Here is a 19,507-nt window from a genome sequence, read left to right as displayed (position 1 = left end):
TTCCTCCCATCTTGGTGTTGCGGTTCGCGCTCCCCTCAGAGCGCGTTGATGCGGTCGACCATGCCGGCCGGCCAATCCTTCGACAGCGGCGATTCCAGGTATTTCCTGTTGGAATAGGCGCGGAACGCGGAGACGTCCGGCGTGTAGACGTCCAGTCCCTGCGCCTTGAAGAACTCGACGAGCTCGGCCTCCTGCTTGATGTACTCCGCATCGCTCCAGGCGAAGGCGGCGTTAGCGGCGTCCTGCATCTTCTTCTGCTGGTCGGGGGTCAGCGCATCGAACACTTTGGCGCTGACCATCAGCAGGCCGAAGCCGACATTGTGGCCAGTGAGCACGATCTGGTCGGTTACCTCGTGGAACTTCATCAGCTTGTTGTTCGGCAGCGGGTTGTCCTGCGCGTCGATCGCGCCCGTCTGCAAGCCGGTGTAGACCTCGGCATAGTCCATCGCGACCGGATTGGCGCCGATCGATTCGCCGAGAAACTGCCAGGCCTCGCCACCCGGCATGCGCAGTTTCACGCCGGCCAGGTCCTCCGGCTTCATGATTTTCCTGTCGCCTTTCAGGTTGACGTGGCGGGCGCCGTAATAGGCCGGAGCCAGGACCACCACGCCAATCTCGTCGCGCGCCAGCTTCCTGAACTCGGCGCCGACCTCGCCGTCGAAGATCGCCTTGAGGTGCGCCGGGTCGCGCACCAGATAGGCGGCGGTGAGGATCGAGAATGCCGGCACCTGCTTGGCGAAATCGGACGGCGGCATCAGCGCCATCTCGAGGTTTCCGCGTTGCACCGCGACGATCTCGGTACCCTGCTTGTACAGGGTCGAGCCGAAATAGGGTTCGAAGACGAAATCCGGGCCGAGTTCCTTGGCGAAGATGTTGATGAGGGCCTGCGAGCGCGGGGCGTCGGCCGTGGTGGAATCGGCGAAGCGCAGCTTGACCGGCTCCGCCAGTGCCTCGCCCGCGCTACCCATCAGGCCGAGCGCGGCGGCGCCCGCCAGCAGCAGCCGTCTCGTCATGGAAATCATCCGTCTCCTCCTGTCTTCACGAGCCGAAGCGATGCTCCGGCAGTCCCTGCCCTGCCTCTTCAATCGCCAGCAGCGAGCCCGCCAGCGGCTCGGCGGCGAGTTGCCCGGACGTGAGGAATTTTCGAGCTGTCGTCACGTAGAGTGTCCTGAGATCCGGTCCGCCGAAAGCCAGGCAGGTGGGATTGGTGACCGGCAGGGGGATCGTCCGGTCGATGCGCCCGTCGGGGCGGTATCGCACGATGCGGCCTCCGGCAAAAAAGGCGGCCCAGACACATCCGTCGGCGTCCACGCAGGCGCCATCGGGGCGATCGCGCGTCGCGGAGTAGTCGGCGAAGATGCGGCGGTTGGTGATCACGCCGTCATCGATGTCGAGATCGTAGGCATAGCTCGTGTAGCGGCGCGTGTCGGTGAAGTAGAGCGTGCGCCCGTCCGGCGAGAAGGCGATGCCGTTCGAGACGACGACGTCGCGCTCCATGCAAGTCGCCGTGCCGTCCGGATCGACGCGGTAGAGCGCGCCGATGGGGCGGGTCAGGCCGTTGTCCATGGTGCCGACCCAGAAGCGCCCGCGCGCGTCCACCCGCCCATCGTTGAGCCTGTTGTCGAGCCCCTGCTCGAAGGTGATCAGGTCGCAGCGGTAGCCGGTGTCGGGATCGCGGGCGTAGAGCGTCAGGTCCTCCGCCAGCAGCCTGTCGCCTGCCTTGGTCAGTGCCTGCGTGCCGGCGAAGGTGCCGGGCAGCGCCACTGTCGCATGTGCTCCGGTGGCGGAGTCGAAGGTATGCAGTCGCGGGTCTTCAATGTCGATCCACGAGAGCGTGTCGGTCCGATCGCACCACAGCGGCGTTTCGCCGAGGCGGTCGCCGCCGTGGACGACGCATTCGATTCGGGAGATCGGCGCCATCACGTTCATGCTGCCGCCTCGAAATGGTCGGCCATGGCGTGGCGGTCGGCCGGCCGGCCGGTGAAAAGCTCGAAGGCGCGGACTGCTTGATAGATCGCCATGCCGATGCCCGGCAGCGTACGGCAGCCGATCGCCCGGGCCGCCCGCAGCAATTCCGTTTCGGCGGGAAAATAGATGATGTCGGCAACCCATTTGTCTGGCGTGAGCAGAGCCGTGTCGAAGGGCGTTCCCGGATACTTCGCCATGCCGACGGGCGTCGTGTTGACGATGCCTGTTGCTTCGCGCACCGCTGCGGCAGCATCCTGGCTCGCCTGGACGCGGTCGCCGAACAGGACCCCCATCCGCGCCACGAGCTCGCGGGCGCGGCCAGCGTCGCTGTCGACCACCGACAGCCGCGCGGTGCCCAACTCCAGCAGGGCATGCGCCACCGCGGCACCGGCGCCACCGGCACCGAACATGGCGACGCGGTCCATGGCGGCGCCGGGCATAGCTTCGCGGAAACTTTCGGCAAAACCCCAGCTGTCGGTGTTGTGGCCCGTCCCGCCCCCATCGCCGAACACAACCGTGTTCACCGCGCCGACAGCTCGCGCCTCGGGCGACAGGGCATCCAGCGCAGGGATGACCGCCTGCTTGAAGGGATGGGTGACGTTGAGGCCCTGGAATCCGGCGGCCCGTGCGGCCCGCACGACCTCGCCCAAAGTCTCGTCCGGCAGCCCCAGCCGGTCGAAATCGAGCAGGAGATAGGAATAGTCGATGCCGAGACGCCGGGCCTCGCGCTCATGCATGCCGGGCGTGCGCGAGGCCTGGATGCCGCGCCCCACCAGGCCGATGACGACCCTGTCGCCATCAGGCCCGGCTCCATGATGATCGGCGACGAGCCGACCCAGCAGGTCGACAAGGCTGTCGGCCATTCCAGGCAATCCTCCCAGGCGGGTCACTTCGGGGCACGCTGCCCAAGTGCCCTTGTGTTCTCGCGGGCACCGCCGATAAGAAAGGCGATCCCGTTCCGTGGATATTGTACGAACTAGTTAGTATAGTCAATTGCCGGCCGCCGCCGGTGGATCGGAAAATGCATGGCCTTAGACAGCAAGCAGCGGAAGCCGAAGCAGGAAACGGGCGCGACGCGCGCGCAGGACCCCGAGGGAACACGCCGCAACATCCTGGAGATCGCCTCCAAGGAATTCGCCCTGAACGGCCTGTCGGGAGCGCGCATCGACGAGATCGCGGCGCGCACACGCTTCAGCAAGCGCATGATCTACTATTATTTCGGCGACAAGGAGGGGCTCTATCTGCACGCGCTGGAGAACGCCTACCGGCAGGTGCGCGAGGGCGAGGCGCAGCTCGACATCGAAGGCCTTTCGCCGGTGGCGGCGCTGACCAGGCTGGTCGAGTTCACCTTCGACCACCACCATCGGCATGAGGAATTCATCCGCATGGTGATGATCGAGAACATCCATCACGGCCAGTATCTCGAACAGTCGAAGGCGATCCGCGAACTCAATGTCACGGCCATCGACCACATCGCACGCATCTATTCGCACGGCGTCGAGGAAGGCGTGTTCCGGCCCGGACTGGACCCGGTCGAGCTGCACTGGCAGATCAGCGCGCTGTGCTTCTTCAACGTCTCCAACCGCGCCACCTTCTCTATGATCTTCGGCCGGGATTTCGGCGCGCCGGCCCAGCTCGAACGGCTGAAGCGCAACACAGTCGAAATGCTGCTGCGTTTCGTTGCGAAAGACGGGGCGCCCGCCGAATAGACCAGGAGTAGCCCTCCCCTCTTGTCGGTCAACGAGCCTTGCACTAATAATGTACGAACTGGTTCGTTCATTTGACTTCAGGGAGGAGTCGCGGTGAAGACCTCGATCGCCACGGTGTCGATCGCCGGCGACCTGGAGGAGAAGTTCGCGGCCATCTCCGCGGCCGGCTTCGACGGCGTGGAGATCTTCGAGAACGATTTCCTCGCCTTCGACGGTTCGCCGCGCGACGTCGGCCGCATGGCGCGCGACACCGGCCTGGCGATCACGCTCTACCAGCCGTTCCGAGATTTCGAGGGATTGCCCGAGCCGCAGCGGAGCCGCGCCTTCGACCGCGCCGAGCGCAAGTTCGACGTGATGCAGGAACTCGGCACCGAGCTGATGCTGGTCTGCTCCTCGGTGTCGCCGGTTTCGCTCGGCGGCGTCGACCGTGCCGCCGCCGACTTTCATGCGCTCGGCGAGCGCGCTGCCCGGCGCGGATTGCGCGTCGGCTACGAGGCGCTCGCCTGGGGCAGGCACATCAACGACCACCGCGACGCGTGGGAAGTGGTGCGCCGCGCGGACCATCCGAACATCGGGCTGATCCTCGATTCCTTTCACACGCTGGCGCGCCGGATCGACCTCGCATCGATCCGCTCGATACCGGCCGACAAGATATTCATCGTTCAGCTCGCCGACGCCCCGCAGATCGACATGGACCTCCTCTACTGGAGCCGCCACTTCCGCAACATGCCGGGCGAAGGCGACCTGCCGGTGCGCGAATTCATGCAGGCCGTCGCCGCGACCGGTTATGACGGCTACCTTTCGCTGGAGATTTTCAACGACCAGTTCCGGGGCGGCTCCGCCAAATCCATTTCGGCCGACGGCAAGCGCTCGCTCATCTGGCTGATGGACCGCGTGCGCCGGGAAGAGCCTGAGCTGCACATCGACATGCCGCCCATGCCCGACCGCGTCGGCGTCGAGGCGATCGAGTTCATCGAGTTCGCAGCCGACGACCAGGGAGCCAAGGCCATCGCCGGGCTGCTCCGGACGCTTGGCTTCCGCGAGGTGGCCCGCCATGTCTCGAAGGACGTCGTTCTGTACCGGCAGGGCGGCATCAACATCGTCGTCAATACCGACCGCAAAGGTTTCGCGCACTCGTCCTTCGTCGTGCACGGAACGTCCGCCTATGCGATCGGCCTCAAGGTCGAGGATGCCGCGGCGACCGTGGCGCGAGCCCGCGCGCTGGGCGCGGAACCGTTCGAGCAGCCGGTCGGCCCAGGGGAACTGACCATTCCCGCCATACGCGGCGTCGGCGGCGGCCTCGTCTATTTCGTCGACGGCAAGACCGACCTCGGCAAGGTCTGGGACATCGAGTTCCGGCCGGCCGACCAGCCGGAACGCGGCGAGGACGCCGGACTGACCCGCATCGACCATGTCGGCCAGACGATGAGCCACGAGGAGATGCCGAGCTGGCTCCTGTTCTACGTCTCGATCTTCCGCACCGCCAAGACGCCGCTGGTCGACGTGGTCGACCCGGCCGGGCTGGTGCGCAGCCAGGTGGTGGAAGGCTTGGACAAGCGGTTCCGGCTGACGCTGAACGGCGCCGAGAGCCATCGCACGCTCGCCGGCCACTTCATCGCCGAGACCTTCGGCTCGGGCCTGCAGCACCTGGCGATGGCGACGGACGACATTTTCACGACCGCGGTCCGGCTCAGGGCGAGCGGCTTCGAGCCGCTGCACATGTCGCCGAACTATTACGACGACGTCGAGGCGCGATTCGGGCTCGATCCCGACCTGGCGGACCGGCTGCGCGCCGAAAACATCCTCTACGACCGCGACGAGCATGGCGAGTTCTTCCAGCTCTATGCGCCGACCTTCGGCGAGGGTTTTATCCTGGAGATCGTCGAGCGACGAGGCGCCTATGCGGGCTACGGCGCGCCGAATGCCCCGTTCCGCATTGCCGCGCAGAAGCGCATGATGCGGCCAAAGGGAATGCCGAGGATCTAGCCGCAATGCAATTCGCCCGCATCAACGGAGTCAGCCTCCACTATCGCTACCGGCCCCACGCCGGCAGGCCGGCCATCGTGTTCGTCAACTCGCTCGGCACCGACCTGCGCATCTGGAACGCGGTCGCGCGCCAGCTCTCGGACGACTACGCCTGTGTCTTTTACGACAAGCGCGGCCACGGTCTCAGCGAACTCGGCGAGGCGCCGCATCGCATCGAGACCCATGCGACCGACCTCGCCGGGCTGCTCGACCATCTCGGCGTCGCCGGCGCCGTCATCTGCGGCCTGTCGATCGGCGGCGTCATCGCACAATGCCTCTACGGCACGCACCCGCACGTGATCGAAGGGCTCGTGCTTTGCGACACGGCCTCCAGGATCGGCACCGCCGAGATGTGGAACGGCCGCATCCGGGCGGCGCTCTCCGATGGCATCGCCAGCTTCGCCGACGGCGTGATGGAAAAATGGTTCACGCCCGACTTCCACGAGAAGCGCGGCGACGAGCTCGCCGGATACAGAACCATGCTGACCCGCCAGGAGCCGGCTGGCTACGCGGCCGCGTGTGCGGCGATCCGGGATGCCGACTTCAGAACGACCGCCACGACGATCCGGGTGCCGACGCTCTGCGTCGTCGGCGATCAGGACGGCTCGACGCCGCCCGAGCTGGTGGAGGGGCTGGCGCGCTCGATCCCCGGAGCGCGCTTCGAGATCATCGCCGGCGCCGGACACATCCCCTGCGTCGAGCAGCCCGACCGACTGGCGGCTCTCATTCGCGGGTTCATGACCGACGACATGCAACGGAGGCGTGCATGAGCAAGCCACCGCAGGGCGCGCGGCATGCGCAAGGCATGGCGACGCGTCGCGCGGTGCTCGGCGACGCCCATGTCGATCGTGCCGAGGCGGCCAGAACCGAGTTCGACGAGCCCTTTCAGGATCTCATTACCGAAGCCGCCTGGAGCCACGTCTGGTCGCGGCCGGACATCACCGCACGAGAGCGCTCGATGATCACGATCGCGCTGCTTGCCGCACTCGGCCATGACGAGGAGGTGGCCATGCATGTGCGCGCCACCGCCAACACAGGCGCGACGCGCCAGGATATCCGCGAGGCGCTGCTGCATGTGGCGATCTATGCCGGCGTGCCGGCCGCCAATCGCGCCATCAGAATCGCCAAGAAGACATTCGCCGAAATGGACGCGCAGGCCGCCCAGACATGACAGGCAAGAATCCGCCTTCCAACCACAGGCCGGAGACCGGCGCGTTCTTCCAGCGTGACCGCGCCTGGCACCCGCCAGCCTTCACGCCCGGCTACAAGTCATCCGTTCTGCGCTCGCCGCGGCGGCCGCTGCTGTCGCTCGACAACACGCTGTCGGAGATCACCGGACCGGTTTTCGGCCACGACATTCTGGGCGAACTCGATGACGACCTCATCCACAATTTCGCGGCACCAGGCGAAGCGGCGATCGGCCCCCGCATCATCGTGCACGGCCGCGTCCTCGACGAGCGGGGCGTCGGCGTCGGCGGTGCGCTGCTGGAAGTCTGGCAGGCGAACGCCGGCGGCCGCTACCGGCACAGAAGGGAGACCTATCTCGCGCCGCTCGATCCGAATTTCGGCGGCTGCGGCCGCACCATCACGGCTGAAGACGGCAGTTATTGTTTCCGCACGGTCCAGCCCGGGCCATATCCCTGGCCGAACGGGCCGAACGACTGGCGACCGGCCCACATCCATTTCTCGGTGATGGGCCATGGCTTCGCGCAGCGGCTGATCACCCAGATGTATTTCGAGGGTGATCCGATGATCTGGAAATGCCCGATCGTGCGCACGATCGGCGATCCCAAAGCCGTCGAGGCCCTCACCGCCGCGCTCGACATGCAGGCGACGATCCCGATGGACGCACGCGCCTACAAGTTCGACATCGTCCTGCGTGGCCGCCGCTCCACGCTTTTCGAGAACCGCAGGGAGGGCAATTGATGGCCCAAAGCCTCGAACGGCTCAGGGAAAGCGCCTCGCAGACCGCGGGACCCTATGTGCATATCGGCCTGACCCCCAATTTCTGCGGCATCGAAGGTGTCTATGCCGCAGACCTCGGCGCGGCGATGGTCGGGGAGAAGGCCAGAGGCGAGCGCATCAAGGTGAAGATCCGAGTGATCGACGGCGCCGGCGTTCCGCTGAAGGACGCGCTGGTCGAGGTCTGGCAGGCCGACGCGGCGGGCATCTACAATTCCCCGTCGGATCAGCGCGGCGCGGCCGATCCGCATTTTTTCGGCTGGGGCAGGCAGGCGACGGACATGACGAGCGGCGAATGCGTGTTCGAGACGATCAAGCCGGGCCGCGTGCCGTTCTTCGATGGCCGTCCCATGGCGCCGCACATCACCGTGTGGATCGCCGCGCGCGGCATCAATATCGGCCTTCATACACGCATGTATTTCGGAGACGAGGCGCAAGCCAACGCAGAGGATCCGGTGCTGGCGCGCATCGAGCAGCCGCGCACAGCCTCTCTGATTGCGCCACGGGACGGCGACACCTACAGTTTCGACATCCATCTCCAGGGCGAGAACGAAACCGTTTTCTTCGACATATGATTTCACCCTTCGATCACCCGCTTCTGGCAGGCCTGCTCGGCGACGCGGAGATGGCGGCCCTGCTCGGCATCGAGGCGGAGCTGGCGGCGATGCTCCGCTTCGAGGCGGCGCTCGCCGAAGCCGAGGCCGGGCTTGGCCTCGTACCGGCCGAGTCCGGATCGGCCATCGCGGGTACGCTGGCCGGTTTCCGGTCGGACATCGAAGCGCTCGGGGAAGGAACCGCGCGCGACGGTGTCGTCGTGCCGGAACTGGTGCGCCAGATCAGGCAGGCAGTTGGAGAGCCGCATTCCAACCATGTGCATTTCGGCGCGACCAGCCAGGACGTGATCGACACGGCCATGGTGCTGCGCGCTGGCGCATGCCTCGACCTACTGGAAGCGCGGCTGGCGACGCTCGTATCGGCCTTCGCCGATCTCGCCCGGCGCCTAGGCGACAGGCCGCTGACGGGCCGGACACGCATGCAGGCGGCGATACCGATCCGCGCCGGCGACCGCATCGAAAGCTGGCGCGCGCCCATCCTGCGGCACCTCGAGCGACTGCAAGCGGTGCGCAGTTCCCTTGCGGTCGTTCAATTCGGCGGGGCCGCGGGCACGCTGGACGGCTTCGGCGACAAAGGGCCCGCCTTGCGTTCCGCTCTGGCCGCGCGGCTCGGACTTGCCGACGCACCGCAGTGGCAAAGCCAGCGCGACCGCCTCGCCGACCTGGCCGGCTGGCTGTCCCTGGTGACCGGCACGCTCGGCAAGTTCGGGCAGGACGTGGCGCTGATGGCGCAGGCCGGCGAAGTCGAACTCGCCGGTGGCGGCTCTTCCTCCGCGATGGCGCACAAGCGCAATCCGGTCGACGCCGAGATGCTGGTGACGCTTGCCCGCTACAATGCCGTCCAGCTATCGGGAATGCACCACGCCCTCGTGCACGAGCAGGAGCGCTCGGGTGCCGCCTGGACGCTCGAATGGATGATCCTGCCGCAGATGCTCATGTCGGCTGGCGCCTCGACCCGTCGGGCAATCACTCTCATCGGGCGCATCGAGGCCATCGGAAGTCGATCCCCTGCACCTTAGGCGTCGACACCATGCGCCCCGCTTTGGCGGCAGATGGGCGATCCGCGTATCGCCGCGGCGGAACTCGGCGCCTCAAAGATGCTGAAAGTATCCGCCTGGCACAATGATTCGGCGCCGATGGTTCGATGGAGATGCAGTGTCGCCATTGAAACCTTCTCTGCCGGCTCCTATTTTCGACATGCGTCGGGCGTTCTCCTCCCATTACGCCCGACGCGTTCCCCTCTGGAGGTTTTGACCTTCACACCTTGGCCGAATCCTTGGATTCGGCCATTTTTCTTGCAGCTCCGGTCTATCCGCATACCGCCGAATCCGGCAGCGGTCCCGGCTACATGTTCTTCAAGTAGAGCGACAGCAGTTGGGTCTGCGAAGAGATGCCGAGCTTCCTGTAGAAACCGAAACGGACCGTGCGATTTTTGTCAGCGTCTTCACCTTATCGGAGATGCCGAAGGGAGATGGCCGAGCCGACGCATTGGCCGTCAGCGAAACGTCCACCAGACACACGCGGTCCTGGAAATGCTCCAGGCGCGGCGAGCCGACCTTAGTTCGGCGACTGTGAAGGATAGCGCATCAGCCCGTGATCGCGATGATGATTTCGACCGGCCGGAACGACCGGATATCGTCGTTCCTCCTCGATGATCTTGACGACGTGCAGTGCCGTGTTGCGCAGGTAGTATGTGGGCGCGCCCTGTCGCTCGAGGAGTTCGGCAGCATGAAGGACGGAACAGAGAGCACGGTAGAGGTCGTCCGACTTCTGCTCGTCAGGAATCGCGATCGTTGCGCGGCGGCAGAGCCGCCGCAATTCGAGTTCCGTGGGCAAGGCGTTGTTGCTGGACAACACCTGACGCAGTTCGATCAAACGCAAGCTCGTTCTCTCCCTCCCGCATGGCCTGGCGCATAGTCTTCTCGATCGCCGGCACTATGCAGCCCCTGGGTCCTGTCGAGGCCGGCTCGGTATTGCGTGGTGAGGGCCGCGACGATCTCGGCGACGGTTCGTTGGTCATGCAGCACGCCGATGCCGTGACCGGCGCTCCAGATGTCGCGCCAGGCCTTGGAACCGTCGAGGAGGTCGCCATAGTCGGCTTGCGGCCGAGCCCCGTCGAACCTGACACCTGCCCGCTCCAGCGACGTCCTGAGGAAGTTGGCCGGCGTTCCGGAAACCCTGTCGGTGTAGACGATGTCGGCGGCCGAGCCGTCTATCACCATCTGCTTGTAGGCTGCGTCGGCATTGGCTTCCGTCGCCGGGATGAAGCACGAGCCGCAGTAGCCGAGGTCGGCTCCCATCACCTGTGCGGCGAGCAGCGCGTGGCCGGTCGAGATCGCGCCCGAAAGAAGCAGAGGACCGTCCCACCATTCGCGGATTTCCTGGACGAGCGCGAAAGGCGACAGCGCGCCCGCATGGCCGCCGGCGCCCGCCGCCACCGCGATCAGACCGTCGGCGCCGCGTTCGATGGCCTTGCGCGCGTGGACCAGATTGACGACGTCGTGCAGCACGATGCCGCCATAGGAACGGATCGCGTCGTTCACCTCGGTTTTCGCCCCGAGCGAGGTGATGACGACGGGAACCTCATGCCTCACGCAGAGTCTGACCTGCTCGTCGAGCAGCTTGTTCGAGCCATGCACGATGAGATTGATCGCATAGGGCGCGGACGGCTTGTCGGGATGGTCAGCGTCGTAGGCGGCAAGCTCGCTGCCGATGCGGGACAGATACGCGTCAAAGACTTCCGGCGTACGCGCGTTTAGCGCCGGCATGGAGCCGACGACACCTGCCTTGCACTGCGCCAGAAGCAATTCCGGCCCCGACACGATGAACATCGGCGCACAGACCATGGGGAGCGCCAGCGGCTTGCCGTGTGGTGTCCAGCAGGTCGAGCGCAGCCTCTCCGGTTCAGATCGCACGCTGACGACCCTTCCAGTGAGGATCGCGCAGCTTGCGCTTCAGGAGCTTTCCGCTGTCCTCGCGCGGCAGCGAACCATGGAACTCGATCCTGCGCGGCACCTTGTAGTTGGTCAGCCGCTCCTTGAGATAGGCCCGGATACCTTCGGGGTCGCCGGCGGCGCAGTCGCGCAGCTGGACGGCCGCGACCAGGCTTTCGCCGAGATCGTCGTCGGGCACGCCGTAGACGGCGCAGTCGCGGACGTCCGGATGCATCAGAAGAACCGCCTCGATCTCCGCCGGATAGATGTTCACCCCACCTGATATGACCATGTCGTTCTTGCGGTCGCAGAGGAACAGAAAACCTTCCTCGTTGACGTAGCCGACGTCGCCAAGCGTGATGAGCCCGTCATACTCCACCTCGCGCCGCTGCTGATCGCGGCCGACATAGGTGAAGTCGCCATAGGCGGGATTGCGCGCATAGATCTCGCCGATCTGTCCTGAAGGCAGCGGAACGCCTGCGTCTCCGAGTATGGCGAACCGCGTTCCCTCAAGCGGCCTGCCGACCGTGCCGGGATAGCGCAGCCAGTCCGGCGACCGGCAGAAGAACGTCACACCCTGTTCGGTACCGCCGTAGACCTCGTTGATGACGGGTCCCCACCAGTCGATCATCTCGCGCTTGACCTCGGGTGGGCACGGGCCTCCGGTGTGCGTCACGGATTTCAGCGAGGACAGGTCGTAACGGCGGCGCACCTCTCGCGGCAGCTTCAGCAAGCGGACGAAGGCCGTCGGCACAAGGGCGACATGCGTGATCCTGTGTTCGTCGATGATCCTGAGCACGGCTTCGGCATCAAATTTCGGCTGGAGAACGGCGATTTCCGCCTCGGCGACCGCCGCCCTTCCGCTCGCGTCCGGCATCGCGTGATAGAGCGGGCCGAGCACCAGAGTCCGCGTCCCGGGGCCGATGCCGAAGGTCAGCCGCTGGAACTTGGTGAACTGCGCCATCTGTTCCGGCGTCATGCACGGCTTGCGCACGGCTTTCGGGCGGCCGGTGGTCCCGGACGTATAGAGGATGGCGCCGCGCGGTGGCTTCGGGGCCTCCGTCCAGGGGTCGAACTCCTGCAGCCATTCCTTCCAGATACGTGCCGCTGGAAACAGTTGCCGCGCCTTGACGGTCGCTTCGCACTCCTCCGCCGAATTGCCTTCGGTCGGCACGAGGAACAACTCCATGGTCTCGGGGATCGCGTCGTCCACGCCGAGCAAAACGTCGGAATGGGCCACGAGGACGCGCGGCCTGGCGTCGGCCAGCACATAGGCGATCTCGTCACTCTTGTTATGCCAGTTCAGCGGGACGGCATAGACGCCGATCGTGGACGCTCCCCGGCTCGCCTCGAAGAAGGAGAAGTCGTTGCGCATGAGTATCGCGACGGCGTCGTTCTCGCCAAGCCCGAGCGAATGGAAGCCGCTGGCGGCGCGCAGACCCTGCTCGAACAGCTGGGCCCGCGTGACCATCCTGTCGCCGATGACGATCACATCCTTGAGCAAATGGTCCTCCCTCCCTGTCGCATAGGCCGTTTTCGCGACCTCCTCTCCCGCTCGCCGCATGAGAGCAGGAAAAAAGCCGGCTGACGGTCCCTGTGAGAGGGGATGTGAGGTGCCGCGGGCCGCCAGCTTACTCGGTGCGATCGACAGGAGGAGATGCATGAGCAAGGATTGGGTAGGCCGCGAGATCCACGATGGGATCGGCGTGCTTACGCTCAACCGCCCGGAGGTGATGAACGCGGTCTCGCCCGGCGTCGTGGCGGTCATCGAGGAGGCTTTCCTCGAGCTGACCAGGCCGGGCAGCGGCGTTCGCTGCCTCGTCATCACGGGTGCCGGACGCGGATTTTCCTCGGGTGCCGACCTGTCGGAGGCCAGCGGCAACGCGGTCGCGTCCGACGGCGCGGCGTCGGTGCTGCAACGGGTCTACCATCCGCTGCTCCGACTGCTGCGCGACTGCGAGCTGCCGATCGTGACCGCGGTGAACGGCGCCGCCGTCGGCGCGGGCATGAGTCTCGCGATGATGGGCGACATCATCGCCTGCGCGCGCTCGGCCTATTTCCTGCAAGCCTTCCGGCGCATCGGGCTGGTGCCCGATTGCGGGTCGAGCTGGCTGCTGCCGCGCCTCGTCGGAGCCGCGCGAGCACGCGAGATGTCGCTGCTCGGCAACAGGATCACCGCCGAACAGGCACTGGAATGGGGTCTCGTCAATCGCGTCTTCGACGATGCCCAGCTGATGCCGGAGGCGCTGTCGCTGGCACGGCAGCTTGCCGACGGACCTGTCTCGGCGCTCGGCATGATCCGCCGGCTCTACTGGGAGACGAGCGGCAATTCCTTCGAGGAGCAGCTGGAGTTGGAGGATCATCTCCAGCAGGTCGCCAGCACCGGCGCCGAGTTCGCCGAGGGCGTCGCCGCGTTCCGCGAGAAGCGGGCCGCGGATTTCAGGGCGATATGATCGCCGGCTTTCCTGAGGAGACCTGTTCTTGACGATCAACGGCAAGGCATACATCGCAGGCGCCTTCGAGCATCCAATACGCAAGGCGACCGGCAAGACGATACCGCAGCTCCACGCCGAGATGGCGGCCGGAGCGCTAGCCGACGCGGGCCTCACCAGCCGGGACGTGGACGGCTTCTTCTGCGCCAGCGACGCGCCGGGCATGGGCGGCCTCAACATGGCCGAGTATCTCGGCCTGCGCCCCCGCTACGTCGACAACACCGACACGGGCGGCTCCTCCTATATCCTCGCCGTCGGACATGCCGCGCAGGCGATCGCGACCGGCAAATGCTCGGTCGCGCTGATAACGCTTGCCGGCATGCCGCGCACGGGGCGGGGACCCAAGGGAGAAGGCGCGTTCTTCGACGATCCGATCTGCCCGGACGTGCCTTACGAACTGCCGTTCAGGCATACGATCGCCAATCTCTACGGCATGTCGGCCAAGCGCCACATGTATCAGTACGGCACCACCAGCGAGCAGCTCGCCTGGGTGAAGGTGGCAGCCTCCCACCATGCACAGCACAATCCGCACGCCATGCTGCGCGACGTCGTCACGGTCGACGACGTCGTCAACTCTCCGATGGTTTCCGACCCGCTGCGCCGGCTCGACTGCTGCGTGATCAGCGATGGCGGCGGTGCGCTGATCGTGGTCTCGCCGGAGATCGCCAGAAGCCTGAAGCGGCCGCTCATAAAGGTGCGCGGAGCCGCCGAGGCGATCAAGCATCCCAATGGCGGCCGCAACGACATCACCTTCTCGGGCGGAGTCTGGTCAGGACCGGCCGCCTTCGCCGAGGCGGGGGTGAAGCCATCCGACATCAAATACGTCTCGATCTACGATTCCTTCACAATCACCGTAGCGATCACGCTCGAGGATCTCGGCTTCTGCGAGAAGGGCGAAGGCGGCCGCTTCGTCGCGGACGGCAACCTCATATCCGGCGTCGGCAAGTTGCCTTTCAACACGGATGGCGGCGGTCTTTGCAGCAATCACCCGGCCAATCGCGGCGGCATGACGAAGGTCATCGAAGCCGTCCGCCAGTTGCGCGGCGAGACGCATCCCGCCGTGCAGGTGAAGAATTGCGATCTGGCGCTCGCGCACGGAACCGGCGGCTATCTGCCCACGCGGCACGGCAGCGCCACGCTTATCCTGGAGAGGGTCTGATCATGGATGCGGCCGTCGACACGATCACGCCCGAACGCGATACCGCGCCGCAGTGGCGCTCGACCGGCGGAAAGCTGCTGATCCAGCGATGCGAGGAATGCGGCGATGCGTTCCACTATCCCCGCGTCGTCTGCCCCTATTGCCTGAGCGACAGGCTCGCCTGGGTCGAATGCGCGGGGACGGGGCGCATCTACTCCTTCAGCGTCATGCGCCGCGGCGATCCCTACGCCATCGCCTTCGTCGAACTCGACGAGGGCCCGCGCCTGATGACCAACATCATCGACTGCGATCTCGACGCGATCGAGGTCGAGCAGAAGGTGCAGGTCACCTTCCGCGACGTGGACGGAATAGCCGCGCCCATGTTCCGGCCGCTCGAGGCCTGAGCCGACAATCATCGAAGCGAAATCCGGAGGCTACGAGACATGACGTTGAGACTTGACGGAAGGGTGGCGGTGGTCACCGGGGCGGGCGCCGGACTGGGGCGCCAGCACGCGCTGCTGCTCGCCAGGCAGGGCGCAAAGGTGGTGGTCAACGACCTTGGCGGGAGCACCTCCGGCGTCGGCAGCGATTCCGCGGCGGCCGACAAGGTCGTGGCCGAAATCAAGGCGGAGGGCGGCACGGCGGTCCCCAATTATGAGAGCGTGTCCACGCAGGAGAGCGCCGAAAGAATCATCAAGACCGCCGTCGACGCGTTCGGCAAGATCGACATCCTCGTCAACAATGCCGGCATCCTTCGCGACAAATCCTTCGGCAAATCGGACCTGAAGGATTTCGCCGAGGTGTTCCAGGTCCACTACTGGGGCACCGTCTTCTGCACCAAGGCCGCCTGGGGCCCGATGAGCGAGCAGAAATACGGGCGCGTCGTCTTCACCACGTCGGTAGCGGGGACCAGCGGTAATTTCGGCCAGTCGAACTACGGCTCGGCGAAGGCGGGCATGCTCGGCCTCATGAACTGCCTGGCGATCGAGGGGCGCAAGAACAACGTGCTCGTCAACGCCATCTCGCCCGGCGCGCTGACGCGCATGACCGACAATCTCGGGCTCGACGAGAGCTTCATGAAGAAGCTCGACCCGGCCTTCGTCTCGCCGGCCGTCGCCTGGCTCGCCAGCGAGCGCTGCGACGTGACCGCCACCATCATCACCGCCGCCGCCGGCGGCTTCGGCCGCCTGCATTTCTTTGAGACCAAGGGCGTCCAGTTCGATCCCTCGCAGCCGATAACAGTCGAGCTTTTCGACCGGGCCTTCGACCGGATCAACGACCTGTCGACCGCCGACCCGACGACGCCGGGTACTGAGGGCAGGATGCAGGAGCGGCTCGACACGTTGGCGAAGCCGGCCGCCTGAACACCGGGCGATACGGAGGACAGGCTGTGGATCTTTCCCTGAACGCCGAAGACAGGGCATTTCGCGAAGAGGTCCGCGCCTTCTTCCGCGAGCACCTGCCCGTCGACATAGCGGAAAAGACGCGGCGGTCCTTTCACCTGCACCCGGAGGATATGCTGCGCTGGCAGCGCATCCTTCACGAAAAGGGCTGGGCCGCCCCCGCTTGGCCGAAGCGGTATGGCGGGCCGGGCTGGACGGCGCTGCAACGCTATATCTTCGACGAAGAGCTGTGCATGGCCGACGCCCCCCTCCCCCTGCTGGCCGGGCAGGGCGTGAACATGGTCGGCCCCGTCATCTACACCTTCGGCAGCGAGGAGCAGAAGGCGCACTACCTCCCGCGCATCCTGTCGGGCGAGGACTACTGGTGCCAGGGGTTCTCCGAGCCTGGCTCGGGCTCCGATCTCGCCTCGCTGAAGACCCGCGCCATCGCCGACGGCGACGACTACATCATCAATGGCCAGAAGATCTGGACCAGCCTCGCCCACAACTCCAACATGATCTACTGCCTGGTGCGCACCGATCCCGCGGTGAAGCCCCAGCGGGGCATATCCATGCTGGTCTTTCCTATGGATACGCCCGGCATCACGGTGCGTCCCATCATCTCGATCGACCGCGGGCACAGCCTCAACGAAACCTTCTTCGAGAACGTCCGGGTGCCGCGCTCCAGCCTGATCGGCGAGGAGGGCAAGGGCTGGACCTATGCCAAATTCCTGCTCGGCCACGAGCGCTTCACCATCGCCGAGATCGCGCGGTCGAAGCGCCGCCTGCAACGGCTGCGCCAGATGGCGCGCGAGACGGCCGTGGGCGATGCCACGCTCGCCGACGATCCCGTCTTTCGCGACAAGACGACCGCGATCGAGATCGATCTCCTGGCGCTCGAACGTATGGGGCTGCGCGTCGCCTGGGAGATGGACCAGGGCATCGACAACATGCTGTCGGCCAGCCTCCTGAAGCTGCGCGGATCGCAGATCATCCAGGCGGTGACGGAGCTGTCCGTAGAGGCCATGGGTTACGCCGGCCTCGCCTATGACAGCCTGGAGGACGGTCGCATCCACTCGCCGTCGGCGCCCGAGATCGCCCAGGGCAAAATGGAGGAGTTCCTGTTCCTGCGCGCCGCGACCATCTATGGCGGCTCGACCGAGACGCAGCAGAACATCCTCGCCAAGATGATCTACGCCGGAGCCTGAGGAGACGGGTCATGGATTTTCGTCTCAACGACGAGCAGGCGATGCTCGGGGAAAGCCTGTCGGGCTGGCTGGCGCGCAACTACGGCTTCGAGCAGTGGCGCAGGCTCACCGCGCGGCGGCCGCCCTACTCCCTGGAGAACTGGGACAGCTTTGCCGCCATGGGCTGGCTGCGCCTCGCCATGCCCGAGGACACCGGCGGTATGGGTCTCGGCGCGATCGAGGAAGCCGGGGTCGGCGAGGCCTTCGGATCGCATCTCGTCGTCGAGCCCTATCTTTCATCGATCGTCCTGTCGGCCGGCCTCATCGCATTGGCTGGCACGGCGGCACAGCAATCGGCGATGCTGCCAGCCATCGGCGACGGCCGGCTGCGCATCGCTTTCGCCCATGCCGAGGCGGAGTCACGCTTCGAACTCAGCAGGATCGGGACGCGCGCGGCGCGCACCGAAGCCGGCCATGTGCTCAGCGGGCGCAAGATCCTGGTTCTCGATGCTCCGGGCGCCGACAGGATCATGGTGCTGGCACGCACCGCCGGCGATATCGCCGCGGAGGCGGGGCTCGGGCTCTTCATCCTCGACCCCAAAAGCCAGGGCGTTTCGCTGCGCTCCTACACGACCGTCGACGACCGGCAGGCCGCCGATCTCGTGCTGGATGGGGCGGTCGCCGAGGAGGTGCTCGGCGATCCGGAGGCAGCTTATCCGGCGGTGGTTGCCGCAACCGACCGCGCGCTCGTCTATCTCTGCGCGGAAGGCGTCGGCGCTATGAGCGCGCTTTGTGAACAAACTCTGGCCTATGTCAGGATAAGACAGCAGTTCGGCCAGCCGATCGGCGACTTCCAGGTCATCCAGCACCGCGTCGTCGACATGCGGGTCCAGCTGGAATGCGCCCGCGCGCTGACGCTCTACGCCGCCAGCGTCGCGGATGGAGAGCCGCTCGAACGGGCCCGGGCCGCGTCGGCCGCAAAGGTACAGGTCGGGCGCTCCGCGCGCTTCGTCGGCCGCGCCGCGGTGCAACTGCATGGCGGCATCGGCATGACGGACGAGCTGGCGGTCGGACACTATTTCAAGCGGCTGCTGATGGTCGAGACCCTGCTCGGCGATATCGATTTCCACCAGAGGCGCTTCGCCAGCCTGCCGTCCGAGCTGGCGTGAGCCGACCCGGTTCACGAATAGTCGGGATCCTCCCGCCAGGGGAAATAGTCCGGCATGTCACGGGAGACGCGGTCGGTAAAGGCCGGCGGACGCTTCTCCAGGAAGCTCGCGACGCCCTCCCGTGCATCGTCCGAACGGCCGCGGGCATAGACGCCGCGGCTGTCGAGCCTATGCGCTTCCATCGGATGCCGGGCGCCCGCCATTTGCCAGAGCATCTGCCGCGTGAGCGCGACGGAAACCGGCGCGGTGTTGTCGGCGATCTCGCGGGCGTAGGCGTAGGCGGCCGGAAGAAGCTCGGCGGCAGGGTGGAGGGAACGCACCAGGCCGGCCTCCAGCGCCTCGCCTGCCGAGACCATGCGCCCCGTCAGGCACCAGTCCAGCGCGCGATCCAGGCCGACGATGCGCTGCAGGAACCAGGTCGAGGCGCCTTCCGGCACGATGCCCCGCCGCGTGAACACTAGGCCGAAGCGGCTATCGTCGGCCGCGAACCGGGCATCCATGGCGAGCGTCATGGTGATGCCGACGCCGACCGCCGCGCCGTGGATGGCGCCGATGACGGGCTTCAGGCTGCGATAGAGCCGGAGCGTAAGGCGGCCCGCGCCGTCGCGGACCTTCTCATGCGAATAATCTATGCTGCCGTCTGGGCGGACCGGCGAGCTCGGTCCGGCCGGCGCATGGCTGCCATAGTCGAACGTGCCCGCCCCTTGCGACAGGTCGGCACCCGCGCAGAACAGCCTGCCGTTCGCGCGGACGACCACCACCCGGACATCGTCGTCGGCATCGGCGCAATCGAGCGCGGCGATGATCTCGTCGATCATCGCTTCGCTGACGGCATTAAGCTTGTCGGGCCGGTTCAGCGTGATCGTCGCGATCCCGTCGTCGACCGAATAGAGAATGTTTTGGAAGCTCACGGCCGGTCGGCTCCTGT

20 protein-coding genes are annotated in these 19,507 nt (G+C 66.1%); 13 read left to right on the top strand and 7 right to left on the bottom strand.

The features are described 5' to 3' along the window. Nucleotides 1-35: 35 nt before the first annotated feature. From dctP to AC5JDC_RS28560, 3 genes are read right to left on the bottom strand one after another with little or no spacing between them, the layout of a single operon-like run. Nucleotides 36-1,022: a TRAP transporter substrate-binding protein DctP gene (gene dctP, locus AC5JDC_RS28570; RefSeq protein ID WP_495846838.1), complete on the bottom strand. Its 987-nt coding sequence runs from the start codon at nt 1,020-1,022 to the stop codon at nt 36-38. Between the two features lie 16 nt (nt 1,023-1,038). Next, nucleotides 1,039-1,929, bottom strand: a complete 891-nt coding sequence (locus tag AC5JDC_RS28565; RefSeq protein ID WP_495846836.1) for an SMP-30/gluconolactonase/LRE family protein — start codon at nt 1,927-1,929, stop codon at nt 1,039-1,041. Then, entirely contained in the window at nt 1,926-2,831 is a 906-nt protein-coding gene (locus AC5JDC_RS28560; RefSeq protein ID WP_495846834.1) for a shikimate dehydrogenase, read from the bottom strand. Before AC5JDC_RS28560 ends, AC5JDC_RS28565 begins: the two co-directional genes overlap by 4 nt. A gap of 162 nt (nt 2,832-2,993) precedes the next feature. On the opposite strand from AC5JDC_RS28560, the gene AC5JDC_RS28555 reads away from it, so the two are divergent. The 7 genes from AC5JDC_RS28555 (at nt 2,994) to AC5JDC_RS28525 (ending at nt 9,297) form a co-directional block, all read left to right on the top strand. Next, nucleotides 2,994-3,677 carry a TetR/AcrR family transcriptional regulator gene (locus tag AC5JDC_RS28555; RefSeq protein WP_495846832.1) on the top strand — a complete coding sequence of 228 codons (684 nt, stop codon included), beginning with the start codon at nt 2,994-2,996 and terminating at the stop codon, nt 3,675-3,677. A 93-nt stretch (nt 3,678-3,770) separates the two neighbouring features. Further along, the gene (locus AC5JDC_RS28550) at nt 3,771-5,663 is read left to right on the top strand and encodes a bifunctional sugar phosphate isomerase/epimerase/4-hydroxyphenylpyruvate dioxygenase family protein (protein ID WP_495846830.1); all 1,893 of its coding nucleotides are present in this window, start codon (nt 3,771-3,773) and stop codon (nt 5,661-5,663) included. Between the two features lie 5 nt (nt 5,664-5,668). Next, nucleotides 5,669-6,472: a 3-oxoadipate enol-lactonase gene (pcaD, locus tag AC5JDC_RS28545; protein WP_495846828.1), complete on the top strand. Its 804-nt coding sequence runs from the start codon at nt 5,669-5,671 to the stop codon at nt 6,470-6,472. Next, nucleotides 6,469-6,873, top strand: a complete 405-nt coding sequence (gene pcaC / locus AC5JDC_RS28540) for a 4-carboxymuconolactone decarboxylase (RefSeq protein WP_495846826.1) — start codon at nt 6,469-6,471, stop codon at nt 6,871-6,873. The genes pcaD and pcaC overlap by 4 nt, the downstream gene beginning before the upstream one ends. Next, on the top strand, nt 6,870-7,628 hold the full coding sequence (gene pcaH, locus AC5JDC_RS28535; protein ID WP_495846824.1) for a protocatechuate 3,4-dioxygenase subunit beta: 759 nt from the start codon (nt 6,870-6,872) through the stop codon (nt 7,626-7,628). The genes pcaC and pcaH overlap by 4 nt, the downstream gene beginning before the upstream one ends. Beyond that, nucleotides 7,628-8,239 carry a protocatechuate 3,4-dioxygenase subunit alpha gene (pcaG, locus tag AC5JDC_RS28530; protein WP_495846822.1) on the top strand — a complete coding sequence of 204 codons (612 nt, stop codon included), beginning with the start codon at nt 7,628-7,630 and terminating at the stop codon, nt 8,237-8,239. The genes pcaH and pcaG overlap by 1 nt, the downstream gene beginning before the upstream one ends. Further along, complete coding sequence (locus AC5JDC_RS28525) at nt 8,236-9,297, top strand: 3-carboxy-cis,cis-muconate cycloisomerase (RefSeq protein ID WP_495846820.1); 1,062 nt, start codon at nt 8,236-8,238, stop codon at nt 9,295-9,297. The genes pcaG and AC5JDC_RS28525 overlap by 4 nt, the downstream gene beginning before the upstream one ends. Nucleotides 9,298-9,835: 538 nt before the next feature. On the opposite strand, the gene AC5JDC_RS28520 is transcribed toward AC5JDC_RS28525, so the two are convergent. The 3 genes from AC5JDC_RS28520 to AC5JDC_RS28510 are packed head-to-tail and all read right to left on the bottom strand — an operon-like array spanning nt 9,836 to nt 12,715. After that, a complete protein-coding gene (locus AC5JDC_RS28520; RefSeq protein WP_495846818.1) occupies nt 9,836-10,159 on the bottom strand; it encodes a hypothetical protein in 324 nt (107 codons plus the stop codon). Further along, nucleotides 10,150-11,124 carry an NAD(P)H-dependent flavin oxidoreductase gene (locus AC5JDC_RS28515; protein ID WP_495846953.1) on the bottom strand — a complete coding sequence of 325 codons (975 nt, stop codon included), beginning with the start codon at nt 11,122-11,124 and terminating at the stop codon, nt 10,150-10,152. Before AC5JDC_RS28515 ends, AC5JDC_RS28520 begins: the two co-directional genes overlap by 10 nt. Before the next feature lie 58 nt (nt 11,125-11,182). Next, on the bottom strand, nt 11,183-12,715 hold the full coding sequence (locus tag AC5JDC_RS28510; RefSeq protein ID WP_495846816.1) for an AMP-binding protein: 1,533 nt from the start codon (nt 12,713-12,715) through the stop codon (nt 11,183-11,185). A gap of 157 nt (nt 12,716-12,872) precedes the next feature. On the opposite strand from AC5JDC_RS28510, the gene AC5JDC_RS28505 reads away from it, so the two are divergent. Genes AC5JDC_RS28505 through AC5JDC_RS28480 form a run of 6 tightly spaced genes read left to right on the top strand, consistent with a single transcriptional unit; the run spans nt 12,873 to nt 18,579 of the window. Then, nucleotides 12,873-13,664, top strand: a complete 792-nt coding sequence (locus AC5JDC_RS28505; protein WP_495846814.1) for an enoyl-CoA hydratase/isomerase — start codon at nt 12,873-12,875, stop codon at nt 13,662-13,664. Nucleotides 13,665-13,692: 28 nt separating this feature from the next. Next, nucleotides 13,693-14,862 carry a thiolase family protein gene (locus AC5JDC_RS28500; RefSeq protein ID WP_495846812.1) on the top strand — a complete coding sequence of 390 codons (1,170 nt, stop codon included), beginning with the start codon at nt 13,693-13,695 and terminating at the stop codon, nt 14,860-14,862. Nucleotides 14,863-14,864: 2 nt separating this feature from the next. Then, nucleotides 14,865-15,245 carry a Zn-ribbon domain-containing OB-fold protein gene (locus AC5JDC_RS28495; RefSeq protein ID WP_495846810.1) on the top strand — a complete coding sequence of 127 codons (381 nt, stop codon included), beginning with the start codon at nt 14,865-14,867 and terminating at the stop codon, nt 15,243-15,245. 39 nt (nt 15,246-15,284) lie between these two features. After that, complete coding sequence (locus AC5JDC_RS28490) at nt 15,285-16,205, top strand: SDR family NAD(P)-dependent oxidoreductase (protein WP_495846808.1); 921 nt, start codon at nt 15,285-15,287, stop codon at nt 16,203-16,205. 26 nt (nt 16,206-16,231) lie between these two features. Then, nucleotides 16,232-17,431: an acyl-CoA dehydrogenase family protein gene (locus AC5JDC_RS28485; protein ID WP_495846806.1), complete on the top strand. Its 1,200-nt coding sequence runs from the start codon at nt 16,232-16,234 to the stop codon at nt 17,429-17,431. Between the two features lie 11 nt (nt 17,432-17,442). Beyond that, entirely contained in the window at nt 17,443-18,579 is a 1,137-nt protein-coding gene (locus AC5JDC_RS28480) for an acyl-CoA dehydrogenase family protein (RefSeq protein ID WP_495846804.1), read from the top strand. 11 nt (nt 18,580-18,590) lie between these two features. Here AC5JDC_RS28480 and AC5JDC_RS28475 read toward each other — a convergent pair whose 3' ends face one another. Next, nucleotides 18,591-19,490, bottom strand: coding sequence for a crotonase/enoyl-CoA hydratase family protein (locus AC5JDC_RS28475; protein ID WP_495846802.1), 900 nt, complete (start codon nt 19,488-19,490; stop codon nt 18,591-18,593). Nucleotides 19,491-19,507 lie beyond the last annotated feature (17 nt).

The organism is Kumtagia sp., assembly GCF_059502445.1.
This window is presented reverse-complemented; position numbering and strand designations above follow the sequence as displayed.